Source organism: Bacillus cereus, from assembly GCF_002561295.1.
GTDB classification, from domain to species: domain Bacteria; phylum Bacillota; class Bacilli; order Bacillales; family Bacillaceae_G; genus Bacillus_A; species Bacillus_A cereus_S.
In genome coordinates this window covers 1-14,425 of the sequence record NZ_NTUG01000003.1, presented here as the reverse complement: position 1 = coordinate 14,425, position 14,425 = coordinate 1, and the positions used below count along the sequence as shown (strand labels likewise).

Below are 14,425 nucleotides of genomic sequence, written 5' to 3'. Positions count from 1 at the left end.
GTTTTCAGCAATGGAGTGGGAGATAGAAAAATAATATATGAAAATTTATGATATATCGGCATTCCACTTAAGAACGACACAAAAAGAGGTTGGAGAAGACTTTCTCCAACCTCTTTTTTCTGAATATCAACATTCACGCTAAGCTTGAACCGGTGCTGATTCTTCAGAAGTCTCCGGTTTAACAAGTGCATAATTTTCCCAAGCTCTGCTCCTCCAGCGGAAGAACATGATAATGGCACGTGTCCATTCATCGATGGCAATCGCTAACCATATACCTGAAAGTCCCATGTCTAAATGAAAAACAAAAAAGTAACCGAGTGGTAAGCTCATTAAGACCATGGAAAATGCTCCAATTAGAACGGGATATTTTGCATCACCTGCTGCACGCAGTGAATTAATGATGACAATATTCATCGTCCGACCAGTCTCTAACAGAATGCTTAATGAAAGGACAGTTGCTCCTAAAGCGATAACGTGAGGATTATCTGTAAATAACCCCATTAACTGTGTACGGAATGCTATAACGAGGATGACCATACAAAGTGTAACACCGATGGCCCACTGCACACTTTTCCATACACGTACATACGCTTCGTCCTTCTCGTTTCCACCGACTAAACGTCCAACAATAATCGCTGTTCCCATTCCAATAGCGATCGCAAAAAGATAAGTGAACATAGAAATGTTTGTTGCATATTGTCTTGCAGCTAATGATTCTGCTCCTAAGTATGTTGCATAGTATAGGAAGACAATTTGACAGGCTTGGTACATAACTTGTTCAAAAGCTGATGGGATACCAATTTTTAAGATTTTGCTAATATATTCTTTTGATAATGTAATATAGTAGGTCAATTTCACACGATATTCCATGACGCGGTATAGTAGCCAGAAGAAGACAATTAGTGCGATAAGTCGACTGAAAGCAGAAGAAATTGCTGCTCCTTCAACACCTAATTCAGGCATGCCGAACTTACCGAAAATAAGAGCGTAGTTACCAGCAATATGAAGAATATTCATTCCAAGTGAAATGAACATCGCTTGTTTTGTAAATCCGTGAACGCGAATAATAGCAGCGAGTGAATTAATAATAGCTTGAAGAAAAATCGCGCCTCCAACAATGGATAAGTAATTTTGTGCGTAAGTTAATACATCACCTTGTAAATTCATTGCCATCATCATATGTTTTGAAAATAATAGAAAAACAGCGCTTATGATGAGCCCGACCCCTAAATTTAAGGTTACTGCGAGTGCTGATATTTTGGAAGCTTCCATATATCGTTTGGAACCAAGGTATTGAGAAACAACAATTGCAGCACCGTTTCCGATTACTTCTAATACTAATATTGCAATATGAAGGTATTGATTTGCCGCTCCAACACCGGATACTGCATCATCTGACAATGCACTTAGCATAAAAGTATCAGCAATCCCCATTAACATAAAAAGAAAAACTTCTAAAAAGATGGGCCATGTTAAGAAGAATAAATTTAACTTTTCTTTTTGCCCTTTTTCGGATATAACCTCTGCCATACCATCCCCCACTTTACCGATATCCTTTTTGAAACAAAATGTATCTTAACACATTTTAGTGACACTTGCATGTATTTTGTAGCGCGGTTAATCGCTATTTATTTTCAAAGGTAAATAGGAGATATATGACGAAAGATCACGCTTCTTAAGTAAGGAATCACAATCTATGCTGCGTGAAGTCAAAGAGAGAAAAGGAGTGGAGAGTTTCTTTTGTTTTCAAAGATTTGATTTATCCCACATGAATGGGCAGTAAGACCTACATCTTGAGATTTAGAGGGAAACGAGGAAGATAGGTGGAGGGTTAACTGCCCGTAAAAGCCCAATTGATTAAAGTTTCACTTTATACGTTGAAAGGTAAAATGGTGCATATCAGAAGGGAATAATTATACGGAAGATATTATATAATATAAAATTAATTATACTCTGATAATTTAGATAATTATAAAAATAGTTATTTTTGGTATTTTAGTCTCTAAAATATGCAATATAAAACGTTTACAGAAAAAGAATGGTTAACAGAAAATTTTAATAAAATAGAAAAACAAATATACAAATAATATATTTGTATGTATAATATGAATTATTAGAAGATACATATATTTCTTTCTGTTTGAAAATGAAAGGGCTAACATTTTTGGGAGGGGTAGCAGAATGAAGAAAAAAGTACCAGTTTTTGTAGCATCGACATTAGCAATGAGCATGATTTTAGGGGCATGTGGGAGTTATCAAAAGGATGAGCAAGGTGCGAGTGCAAAAGGGGATAGTGGCAAGGCTAACGGGAAACAAGTCATCAATATGACGGAAACACAAGAAATTCCAACGATGGACCCAGCATTATCAGCTGATGCAGTATCATCACGAGTAATGAATAATACGATGGAAGGACTATATCGCCTTGAAAAAGGAGATAAGCTCGTTCCAGGTGTAGCGAAATCCAGTGAAAAATCAGAAGATGGTAAGAAGTATACTTTTAAATTACGTGAAGATGCGAAGTGGTCAAATGGAGATCCTGTAACAGCGAAAGACTTCGTATATGCTTGGCAACGTGCGATTAATCCGGATAAAGGGGCAGTATCAGCATATATCATGTTTGATGTGAAGAATGCACAAAAAATTAATAAAAAAGAAATGGCACCAGATCAATTAGGGGTAAAAGCCGTTGATGATTATACATTAGAAGTAGAATTAGAGCATCCAGTTCCTTACTTTGAAAATTTAATGATTTATCCACTTTTCTATCCAGTAAATGAAAAATATGCTACAGAGAAAGGCGATAAGTTTGGCTTAGAAGCGAACACAACATTATATAATGGGCCATTTGTATTAAGTGAATGGAAGCATGAAACAAGTTTCCAAATCCAAAAAAATCCAACGTACTGGGATAATAAAGTAGTGAAGCTAGACGAAGTGAACTTTAATATTGTAAAAGACTTAGCAACATCAGTTAATCTATACGATACAAAAGCAATAGATCGTGTTACGTTGAGATCTGAGTTTGTTGATAAATATAAAGAAGATCCAAATTTCAAAACGGCAAATGAAGCTTCCGTATTCTTCCTTCGTTTCAATCAGAAAAATGAAGCTTTAGCAAATAAAAATATTCGAAAAGCAATTTCACTTGCCTTTGACCGTGAACCGTTTGTTGATACAATTTTAAACAATGGTTCTACTGCGGCGACAGGATTGATTCCAAGTAAATTTGTTGAAGGGCCAAACAAAAAAGACTTCCGAGCTGAAAATGGAGATTTAGTAAAAGCAAATGTGAAAGAAGCGCAGAAATATTGGGAAGCTGGTAAAAAAGAATTAGGAAAAGATAAGATTGAGCTTGAGCTATTAAATGAAGATGTAGATTTATCTAAGAGAACAGGGGAGTACTTAAAAGGAGAGTTAGAAAAGAACTTACCTGGTTTTACATTAAAAATTAAGCAGCAGCCATTTGCACAAAAGTTGAAACTTGAAGAAAGTGGAGACTATGATATGACATTTGCTGGATGGAGTCCGGATTTCCCAGATCCAGTAACGTACCTTGATATGTTTGTAACAGATGGTGCACAAAATAAGATGAAATATTCTAATCCGAAATATGATGAAATTATTATGAAAGCAAAGACTGACGGTAGCGATGTACAAGCACGTTGGAATAGTTTATTGGAAGCTGAAAAAATGTTGCTAGAGGATGCAGCAATTGCTCCTGTATATCAGCGTAGTGCGGCTTATTTACAAAGAGAAACGGTTAAAGATATTTATAAGCATAATTATGGCGGGGATTTAAGCTTTAAATGGGCAACTGCAGGAAAATAATATAAAAAGAAGCAGGGGATTCCCTGCTTCTTTTTAGTACGTTCGCTTTTTATAAATTCCTTTTCCCCCAACTTGCTTCCAGCCGGACTGTACTTCTGCGCTTTTATCAACAAATTTCATCTTTTCCTTGCCACCAAATAGTTTTTCACCAATACCATTTGTAATGACGCCAATCAATGCTGTGATTCCAATGACGAGGGCAGCGACAATGGCAAAATCAATAAAAAAAGCAACCATATGGAATCCCCCTTTGCCTGTCTGTATTTTTATTGTATGAGAAAAAAAGATAAAAAGAAAGAAAAGTCGGAAAATAAATATTTTACTTGAAAATAGTATAGACAGTAACTGGGAGATTTGTTAGAATAGATATAGAACAAATGTTCCTTCGGCGTGTCTTACATTTCATTGCTGTTTTATGGTGGGAAGGGTAAGAAAACGCTATCGTTAGCAATGGATCTATTGGATAGATAACTCCTGTAAACATGTGAAGAAGTAGCACAAAAAGTACATATATTAATAAAATAGAAGGATTTGTTCCATGAAAAATATATGATAATTTTAGCTTCATGAAAGGTGAGTTTTTCCCATTAGAAAGGAAATTTACTGTATATTTCTTTCTGAAACTATTGTATAATGATTATAGAAGTTACTTATTTAAAGTAATTGTTGTTTAAAAAAGTTACTTGCTTAAAAGTTGTTGTTTACATGTAAGGCGATTTTTTTATTTTCTTGTAAGACAAGTTATAGTAAAAAATTGCTGAAAAATAGAAATTTAAACTGTAATTAGTACAGAATTTGTACTCTTTAAGGAGAGTGAGTCTTGTATGGTAACGCTATATAGTTCTCCAAGTTGCACGTCTTGTAGAAAGGCGAAATTATGGCTAGAGGAAAATCATATTCCTTATACAGAACGTAATATTTTCTCAGATCCATTAACGATTGAGGAAATTAAAGAAATTTTACGCATGACAGAAAGTGGAACGGATGAGATTATTTCAACTCGTTCGAAAGTTTTCCAAGAGTTAAACGTTAACTTAGAATCTTTACCACTTCAAGATTTATATAAGATGATTCGTGACTACCCAGGCATTTTACGCCGTCCAATTATGATTGACGAAAAACGCCTTCAAGTAGGTTACAACGAAGATGAAATTCGTCGCTTCTTACCACGTACAGTAAGAACTTTTCAATTACGTGAAGCACAGCGTCTAGTAAATTAATAATACAAGTTATGTATATGAAAACCTTCTACCTTGCAGTAGAAGGTTTTTGCATACATATATCCATTGCTTAGTATGATTTATATATAACCTCATTTTGATTTCCTGACATATAAATTAAAGTTATGGAAATAAAAGGAGTTTCCACTCATTTTCCCCTTCTGTTTTAACGTGTCATGGGGCGGAAAAAAGCCCTGACCGCATGCTCTTTCCTACCCAAAAAGAAAGGGTTTATGTCAGTTTGTTTATGCGTAGTACATCGATGTGTTAGCAAACAAATTAAGGCTATGAAAATAAAAGGAGCTTTCCACTCATTTTCTCCTTCTGTTTTAACGTGGCGTGGGGCGAAAAAAAGGCCCTGACCGATACTATGCATGGCTGGACGCTCTCTTCCACTAAAAAAAGATGTTTTTCTGCATTTGGTTACTTTACATTCCCTAATTTGATGTGCTGAACAATAAAACCAATCGTTAACACTGTAAAAATAAAGAGGAAGGGTATGCTTGTTGTAAAGGCCGGGTTATGCTGGAAAAAGTTCGCAAGTCTTACTTCATGGGTAATCATTCTTCCAGCCGTGTAAGCAAGAACTGCTCCCCCGCAATAAATGAGAAGAGGAAACCGCTCCATAAATAGTAAGATGAGTTTACTCCCCCAAATAATAATAGGGATGGAAATTAATAATCCGATAATTACGAGTGTAAAATTCCCGTGAGCCGCTCCAGCGATTGCAAGAACATTATCAAAACCCATAACGAGATCAGCAAATACAATTGTACGAATGGCTTGAAATAATGTCGTTTTTCCTTGTATAGAAGAAAGGTCGTTATTATTGTCGGTTAGTAAATTTACGGCAATGAGTGTAAGTAAGATGCCACCAATAAGTTGTAAGAAAGGAATATCAAGTAAGTATACGGCAAGTATTGTAAGGAGAATTCGTAGCACAATTGCAAGGATCGTCCCAATAAAAATAGCTTTATTTCGTTGAGATTCAGGTAAGTTTCGGCTTGCAAGTGCGATTACAATTGCGTTATCACCGCCTAGTACAACATCGATACCGACAATCATTAGTATAGATGTCAAAAAATCTAACTCCATCATTTTGCCTCCATTTATTCTGTTTTCATCAGTAATATAGGTGCAGTTGTATGTATGAAATGAAAAAGCTTGACCAACTCTATTACAATTGTACGGTGCTAGGTGGAATTGTATGTCCAATTTTTTATATCGTAAGTGTGTATAATGGAATATATAAGAAGAAGGAAGTATGATGGGGTAGTGTAGAATAATATAGGCGAATGACTGTTTTTCTAAAATGAAACGATTTTATTTCCATTCTGGAGAATCTTATCATAAAATGAAAGTACAAGAATCTATTGATTTGTCATATGAGTGGGGAATCCCTTCATAACAATTCCAAATAGGAAGGGAGAGTTGGATTTTGGACATTGAAAGAATTAACGATCATACGATGAAATTTTTTATTACGTACGTTGATATAGAAGATAGAGGATTCAACCGAGAAGAAATTTGGTACAATCGTGAACGAAGCGAACAATTATTTTGGGAAATGATGGACGAAGCTCGCGATCATGATGATTTCTTTATTGATGGACCACTATGGATCCAAGTACAGGCGATGGATAAAGGTATCGAAGTACTTGTAACGAAAGCACAGCTTTCAAAAGATGGACAAAAATTAGAGTTACCAATAGGTCTAGATAAAATCATTGATATTCCGCTAGATGAACGGATTGAATCACTATTTCAACAAGAGTTAGAGGAAGAGATAGAGGCGGTAACCAACTTTAACGAAGATGGAACATTTGGCTTTTTAATTAAATTTGACGATTTTGAAGATGTTATTTCGTTAAGTCATCGTCTTATATTTGAAGATATAAAAGATGAACTATATTCGTTTGAAGACCGCTATTATGTATATGTTGAATTTGATGAAGTGCTACACGATGAAGAAGAAATTGACCGTATTTTAAGTATTATTTTAGAATATGGAGAAGAGTCTACTTTAACGGTTCACCGTGTTAATGAGTACGGTAAACAAGTTGTTAAAGAAAACGCACTTGAGACGATTCGCAGTCACTTTCTTCCTAAAACGTAGGCCGATTTCAATATTATGAAATCGGCTTTTTATATGATGGGTATGATAAGAGTAGAAACGCTATGTAAGTAAGGGGGGTAGGGATGAAGAATACATTAAAGTTACTTTTCTTTTTTCTAGGTTTATTCGCAGCGTTTGTTTCGTTACGAATGTTTATTGATGTAGCATTTTATTCGGATGTTATAGGCATAAAAGATATTTCGTTTTTAGGAATTATAAGTATTGTATTTACGGTGTCTGCATTTTTAATTGGCTTTGTGATTTTCTTGGAAAACAGGCATCCATCTAAAACATTGACCTGGTTAATTGTACTTGGGATTTTTCCTGTATTCGGTTTCTTTGCGTATTTATTATTTGGACAGAACTTCCGCAGAAAACGAATGTTTCAAAAGAAGGCTCTTTTGGATGAACAAGCTTTCCTGCAGTACAAAGGACATGAAGATTATCAAGAACGCATTTTACAGAATCATAAACATCAGGAACTGTTATTTCGTCTCGCAGACCGGCTAGGTGCCTTAAATATTTCATTTCAAACAGAAACAAAAGTGTTAACGAATGGTGATGAAACGTTTCAAGCAATTTTAGCAGGATTGAAAAAAGCGAAGCATCATATTCATATGGAATATTATATTGTACGTGATGACAAGCTCGGTACACAAATTAAAGACATTTTAATTCAAAAAGCGCAGGAAGGTGTTACCGTCCGTTTTCTATATGATGCGGTTGGCAGTTTTAAATTGTCAAATGCTTATATTGATGAATTAAACGATGCAGGTGTCGAGATGATTCCTTTCTTTCCAGTGCGTTTTCCGATTTTGAACGATAAAATTAATTATCGAAATCACCGGAAAATCGTTGTTATTGATGGAAATGAAGGTTTTGTGGGCGGACTGAATATTGGTGATGAATATTTAGGGAAAAATAAATATTTTGGGTTTTGGCGTGATACGCATTTATATTTACGAGGTGAGGCTGTTCAAAGTTTGCAGCTTATATTCGTACAAGATTGGTTTTATATGACAGGAGAAGCGGTATTAGCACCTGAGTATTTACAAGCAGAAGCAGTGGATGGAGATCATTGGGGTGGTGTCCAACTTGTCGCAGGTGGGCCAGATAATAAGTGGGAGACAATTAAGCATCTTTATTTTACGATGATTGCTTCGGCAAGGAAGTCTATATGGATTGCGACACCGTATTTTATTCCAGATGATGATATTTTATCTGCATTAAAAGTGGCAGCTCTTGCGGGCATTGATGTCCGTTTATTAATGCCGAGTAAGCCGGATAAACGAACGGTATTTTATGCATCAAGATCTTATTTCCCGGAGTTATTAGATGCAGGGGCAAAAGTATACGAATATGAAAAAGGTTTCCTGCACAGTAAAATTGTTATTGTTGATTCTGATTTAGCATCCATTGGGACAGCGAATATGGATATGAGAAGCTTTCATTTAAACTTTGAGGTGAATGCCTTTTTATATGATACAGAGAGTATTCAAAAGCTTGTTAAGGATTTTGAAGAGGATTTACAAGAATCCAGTGAAATTCATGCAGATCGCTTTCATAAACGCCGCCTTCATAGGCGGATTGTGGAATCGGCATATCGATTGTTATCACCTTTATTATGAGGAGGATGTTCTGAACAGAACGTCCTCTTTTGTTTTATCCCGCTATTTGCGGGCTAATAATCAGTGGGGGATGAAGAACCCTCTCACTGATTAAAGTTTCACTTTATCATTTTAACCGAGAAGGCCCTTCCTCTAAATGGAGTGAAGGTGGGATAGTTTAATGAGGAAGGAATTTGTAATACGTTGTAGAATACAAAGTAATTATAGAAAGGATGTGGTATCATGTTTGTCGCCACAAGAGAGAATGGCGAAAAGATTCATCTTCTCCATAATCAAGATGAAACAGAACTACAAATGATGCGAAAGCAGACACGCTTTTTTTGCCCGATTTGCAGGCGAGAGGTGCAGCTCAAATTAGGTAAACAAAAGAGATGGCATTTTGCTCATAAAAACGTAAATCAGTGCCTCGTTTCATCTGAGCCTGAATCTGCGTATCATATGCGCGGGAAGGAACAGTTATATAGATGGCTCAAGTCGCAAGGATTTCATGTGAAAATCGAACATTACCTCCCAGAGATTCGCCAAAGGCCCGATTTGTTTATTGAAAGAAAAGGAAGACAAATGGCAATTGAATATCAATGCGCCTCTTTATCCGCAGAGCAGTTATTAAAACGAACCTCTTCATATTGGAAGGAAGGGATACAAGTCATCTGGATATTAGGTGGAAATCAACTGAAAAGGCACTCTGCGCATTGGATTTCATTATCCTCGTTTCATTTTCTCTGCATACAATCTTATCCTCAGCCTTTACTTCTCTTTTTTTGCCCAAATGAAAAGTCATTTATAAAATGTGAACTTCTGACTCCGTTCTCTACAAATGTTTATTTTTCTCATAGCACGTATCTCCCGCTGCGTACTGTTACTTTTGAGGAACTCTTTTGCCACACACCAATTACGAAAGAACGGTTAGAGCGGGAATGGCAAAATAAAAAGACCTACTTTCGAACGAATGTCCTTCCAATCTGGAATTATGGTCATAAATCACTTTTACACCTCTTATACCGATATCACCTTTCTCCCTCTTGTTTTCCATCTGAAATTGGTGTTCCTCTCCCAACTGCATTTGCATTTCAAACACACCCTTTTATATGGCAAGCTCTTCTTTGTATAGATTTCATTGGGAAATTTAAAACTGGAGATTATTTCTCATTACATGCTGTTTTTTCATATGTAAATAACAGGCGGAGTATTCAGCGGCGTACGTTACCGTATTTTCCGCAATATGTATGGCAATTTGCAATTGTAGAATATGTAACATTTTTATGTAAAGTAGGGATGATTGAAAGAGTAGACATGTATAAGTACCGAAAAACGAGGCAATTTACGATGCAAAAAACAGAAGGAGAAGTAAAAGAATATGATGCGATTTGTTTGTCGCATGCGCTATCTTTGTTTGAAACAAAGTACAACATGGGAAAAGAAAAAGAGGATATATTGAACTACCCCCACTTACCGTCTAACGACGTTTGAAGTGGGGGATTCTTATGGCTTTCGACCAATTTCGGAAACCTAAGAACCCCATACGTTCAACGATATGAGTTAGCTATACAAGAATAGGGAAGCGTTCTTACTGAACTTCTCTGAATAGGCGCAAACTACACACCTACTGAGAGAAAAACCTCTTTCTTTCGTATAGAATAGAGCCTGACAGACACGTTGTAATGCATCTATTCCTTAGACATGAAGGCTGTTGCTCAATAGCCCGCCATCTGCTCTGGTGACGTGAATAAGGAGATAGTACAAGTGTCTGCGATCGTATTATGATAGTTTCATGATGATTTTTGCTTCAAAATCTGTCATTTCATGACTATGGATCTGTTTTCCGGTAAACAACTTGTAAAACAGATGCGTGCGAACTTTCAATCTCTTGTTTAATGCATTCCATTGACTCCAATGGTGTGCGTTTTGATTTTTTATATAGGTTTGAAGTGCGGTCGGCAATTTTTCTTTATATCCTAAACCGCGACGGCCAATGGTATATGCAGCGGACTGGTGAATGGATATGCCTAATTTCCTCATATATTTCATCTTTCCAGAGATAGACGTATAAGCTGGATTTACTTGAAAGACAGCTACGCCCATTTTATCCGCACGGTTAACAATGGCACTTGTCATTTTTCGATATGCAAACATACTCTTCATACGGTTTGCTTTCTTACTTCCATAACGATCACCCGTCTTCGACTGGGTTGTATCGAGTTTTTCCATCACAATTGGTTTGTTATATTGCTTCGCTAAGTCTACTAAGCGAATAGCTTCCGCTTCGATGATTTTCGTCACTTGCCCTGTTGATTTTCCCATAACCGAAAATTTGAGAGACCCACTTCCTTTGTAGTTCCCGTCTTTTGTAACATTCGCCCATGCAAAATGGTCTAGGTTACAATCCATACCAATGACACCATCAGACTTACTATAATTCATGTGAGGGTTGTCTGGTACATCCACTAAACACTTCACAATATAGTAATCCCCATGGTTTTCCACAGACCAAGCGATTGGTTTCCCATGCGCTTTTTTATCTTTACACTCCAATTGATTCGTAATGACCGTTTCAATCGTTTCTTGCCCGTATGGGAATGTAACACCAGAAAATTTTACGACCTTTCCTTCACTTGTTGTCATCCATAACTCATGATTCTCCAAAACATATTGAAATACAAAATTTCCATGCTTCGCATCCTTACGACCAGATACAATCAATTGTTTGTTTCGCGCACGGAAAAACAATGTTTTCCATTTGTCATGGTTTTGAATCATCTCATCTTTTGTGAATTGAGAACGAAACAGCTTTTTGCTTCCAAACACTGCGCTTGGAATATGCACTTCATACGATGCAAGCTTTTGTTCTAAGCGATATTGTCGATGAGTCAAACGCCCAATTTTCGCCTTCGTCCATTTGATTTGCACATCGAGATACTGGTGCTCAAATAGGTATTGGCTAAACCAAATCAACGTATCTTTTTTACGAGATACCGCAATGATCTTGTTTTTCTTCGAAAAGTGAGAGTTTTTCGGGAAACTGATTTTACCTTTGACACAACTTTGTTTGATTTTGCGGAGTTGTGTCAGTTTTGTGCGTTCTGTTTTCATCTTTTTTTTGAGCTTCTTCAACTTCTCTTGTGTTTGTTTCTTATACATCGTTTGTAACTCTGTTAAACCTGAAAACAAAGCTTTTGCCTCTTGTGCCGCGCTATTTGCATAGTAATCGTTTAATTGAAATTTCCGCTTGAGAACAAGATGAAGACTATCTGTATGCATCTTACGGTCCCAACGTTTTTCTCTTACGATTGTTTGAAACACAAATCGTTTCGCAGTATTAAATGTTTCCAATGTTCGAGTTAACGTATCCACCGTTTCATGCGATAAATCCGTTTTATAGATTCGTTTTGAAAAATACGCTTTCTTCATCTGTTCTCACCTCGATTTGTTTGATAAGGTGATTATATAACAAATCAAAACATACGTTCCACCTAAAAGGTTGGTTTTACTTAAAAAAGAAAAAAACGATTCATCTCCCACATTCACTTCGTTTAGAGGAGGGAGTTTTCTCGGTTAAACAATAAAAGAGTACATGGAAGGATTTACATAAAAAGAATCGAATTGTACTATAGGTAGAGAATTAAAAGGAGGTATATTTTATGTCTGAACAAACAACAGCAAAAACATTGCCAAACCGCAGTGAGATTGAAGAAATGAACACATGGAGATTAGAAGACATTTTCCAAACAGATGAAGAATGGGAAAAAGAATTTCAAGCGGTGAAAGAGCTACTACCGAAGTTAGCTGAATTTAAAGGGAAACTTGGTGATTCTGCTGATTCATTATTAGAAGCTTTACAATATGAAGATGAAGTCTCAATGAGATTAGGAAAATTATATACATATGCTCATATGCGTTACGATCAAGATACAACAAATTCTGTTTATCAAGCGCTAAATGATCGAGCAACAAACTTATATTCGCAAGCATCTAGCGGCATGGCGTATATCGTTCCTGAAATTTTAACAATTTCAGAAGAAACATTGCAATCTTTCTTACAAGAAAATAAAGAGTTAAGTATATATGAACATGCGTTAGAAGAAATTACACGTCAGCGTCCACACGTACTATCAGAAGCTGAAGAAGCATTGTTAGCTGAAGCGTCTGAAGTCTTGAGTGCATCAAGTAATACATTTGGTATGCTGAATAATGCGGACTTAAAATTCCCAACGATTAAAGATGAAAATGGGGAAGAAGTAGAAGTCACACATGGCCGTTATATTCAATTTTTAGAAAGCGATGATCGCCGTGTGCGCGAGGATGCATTCCATGCGGTTTATGAAACGTATGGGAAATATAAAAATACATTTGCAAGCACACTTAGTGGTGCGGTGAAACGTAATAATTTTAATGCTCGTGTTCGTAAATATGATTCTGCACGTCAAGCTGCGTTAAGCAATAACAACATTCCTGAAACAGTATATGATCAACTTGTTGAGACAGTAAATGCTAATTTACATTTATTGCATCGTTACATTGATATCCGTAAGCGTGCATTAGGACTTGATGAACTGCATATGTACGATTTATATACACCGCTTGTACCAGAAGTGAAAATGAATGTGAAATATGAAGAAGCACAAGAAATGTTATTAAAATCATTAAACGTTCTTGGTGATGAGTATGTTGAAATTTTGAAAGAAGCATATGAAAATCGCTGGGTAGACGTATATGAAAACAAAGGGAAACGAAGCGGTGCTTATTCATCTGGTGCATATGGAACAAATCCGTATATTTTAATGAACTGGCATGATAATGTAAACAATTTATTTACACTTGCGCATGAGTTTGGTCATTCTGTGCATAGTTACTATACAAGAAAAACACAACCACATGTATACGGTGATTATTCAATCTTCGTTGCAGAAGTGGCATCAACTTGTAACGAAGCAATTTTAAATGACTATTTATTAAAAACGACAGAAGACAAGAAAGAGCGCTTATACTTATTAAATCATTATTTAGAAGGATTCCGCGGTACTGTATTCCGTCAAACGATGTTTGCTGAATTTGAACATATCATTCATAAAAAAGTACAAGAAGGCCATGCTGTTACGCCAGATATGTTAACTGAACTTTACTATGATTTAAATAAAAAATACTTTGGTGATGCGTTAGTCATCGATAAAGAAATTGGTATAGAATGGTCTCGTATTCCGCACTTCTATTACAACTATTATGTATATCAATATGCAACAGGATTTAGTGCGGCAACAGCGTTATCAAAACAGATTTTAGAAGAAGGACAACCAGCGGTAGAGCGTTATATTAACGAGTTCTTAAAAGCTGGAAGCTCTGATTATCCAATTGAAGTGCTGAAAAAAGCAGGTGTAGATATGGCATCTCCAGAGCCTGTTAAAGAAGCGCTACAAGTATTTGAAGAGAAGTTAAATGAATTAGAAGCGCTATTATTTGAAGGTAAATAATAGTAAAACAGGAGCTGGCAGGCTCCTGTTTTTTGTTGTTATTTGTCGTGAAATCGATATCTCGGTTCCGTCAAGAAGTTTGTGTAAATCAATGAGACTGAAGTACATCGGTTTATCCAGTATATAATTTGTGATTGTTTGGTGTGGGAACAGTGAAGCTAGCTT

Annotated in this window: 10 protein-coding genes; 6 read left to right on the top strand and 4 right to left on the bottom strand. The window is 36.2% G+C overall.

All coding sequences use genetic code 11. From position 1 onward, the window contains the following. Positions 1–138: 138 nt before the first annotated feature. Complete coding sequence (locus CN373_RS02045) at positions 139–1,530, bottom strand: MATE family efflux transporter (protein WP_098358730.1); 1,392 nt, start codon at positions 1,528–1,530, stop codon at positions 139–141. A gap of 651 nt (positions 1,531–2,181) precedes the next feature. On the opposite strand from CN373_RS02045, the gene CN373_RS02040 reads away from it, so the two are divergent. After that, entirely contained in the window at positions 2,182–3,831 is a 1,650-nt protein-coding gene (locus CN373_RS02040; protein WP_000731046.1) for a peptide ABC transporter substrate-binding protein, read from the top strand. 33 nt (positions 3,832–3,864) lie between these two features. Here the strand turns inward: CN373_RS02040 and CN373_RS02035 are convergent, their stop codons facing one another. Beyond that, positions 3,865–4,068: a hypothetical protein gene (locus CN373_RS02035; RefSeq protein ID WP_000225326.1), complete on the bottom strand. Its 204-nt coding sequence runs from the start codon at positions 4,066–4,068 to the stop codon at positions 3,865–3,867. A gap of 587 nt (positions 4,069–4,655) precedes the next feature. Here CN373_RS02035 and spx point away from each other — a divergent pair. Beyond that, complete coding sequence (gene spx / locus CN373_RS02025; protein ID WP_000258267.1) at positions 4,656–5,051, top strand: transcriptional regulator Spx; 396 nt, start codon at positions 4,656–4,658, stop codon at positions 5,049–5,051. Positions 5,052–5,474: 423 nt separating this feature from the next. On the opposite strand, the gene CN373_RS02015 is transcribed toward spx, so the two are convergent. Further along, positions 5,475–6,146: a TerC family protein gene (locus tag CN373_RS02015; RefSeq protein ID WP_000417873.1), complete on the bottom strand. Its 672-nt coding sequence runs from the start codon at positions 6,144–6,146 to the stop codon at positions 5,475–5,477. Positions 6,147–6,489: 343 nt separating this feature from the next. Between CN373_RS02015 and mecA the strand changes: the two genes are divergently transcribed. From mecA to CN373_RS02000, 3 genes are all read left to right on the top strand, one after another. Continuing rightward, the gene (gene mecA, locus CN373_RS02010; RefSeq protein ID WP_000350723.1) at positions 6,490–7,167 is read left to right on the top strand and encodes an adaptor protein MecA; all 678 of its coding nucleotides are present in this window, start codon (positions 6,490–6,492) and stop codon (positions 7,165–7,167) included. An 83-nt stretch (positions 7,168–7,250) separates the two neighbouring features. Next, positions 7,251–8,795 (top strand): cardiolipin synthase, encoded by a 1,545-nt coding sequence (gene cls / locus CN373_RS02005; RefSeq protein WP_000799214.1) that lies wholly within the window; start codon positions 7,251–7,253, stop codon positions 8,793–8,795. A 222-nt stretch (positions 8,796–9,017) separates the two neighbouring features. Next, entirely contained in the window at positions 9,018–10,265 is a 1,248-nt protein-coding gene (locus CN373_RS02000; RefSeq protein ID WP_098358727.1) for a competence protein CoiA, read from the top strand. Positions 10,266–10,553: 288 nt separating this feature from the next. Here CN373_RS02000 and CN373_RS25765 read toward each other — a convergent pair whose 3' ends face one another. Beyond that, on the bottom strand, positions 10,554–12,203 hold the full coding sequence (locus CN373_RS25765; protein ID WP_000710464.1) for an IS200/IS605 family accessory protein TnpB-related protein: 1,650 nt from the start codon (positions 12,201–12,203) through the stop codon (positions 10,554–10,556). A 230-nt stretch (positions 12,204–12,433) separates the two neighbouring features. On the opposite strand from CN373_RS25765, the gene pepF reads away from it, so the two are divergent. Further along, complete coding sequence (pepF, locus tag CN373_RS01990) at positions 12,434–14,260, top strand: oligoendopeptidase F (protein WP_098358726.1); 1,827 nt, start codon at positions 12,434–12,436, stop codon at positions 14,258–14,260. Positions 14,261–14,425: the final 165 nt, after the last annotated feature.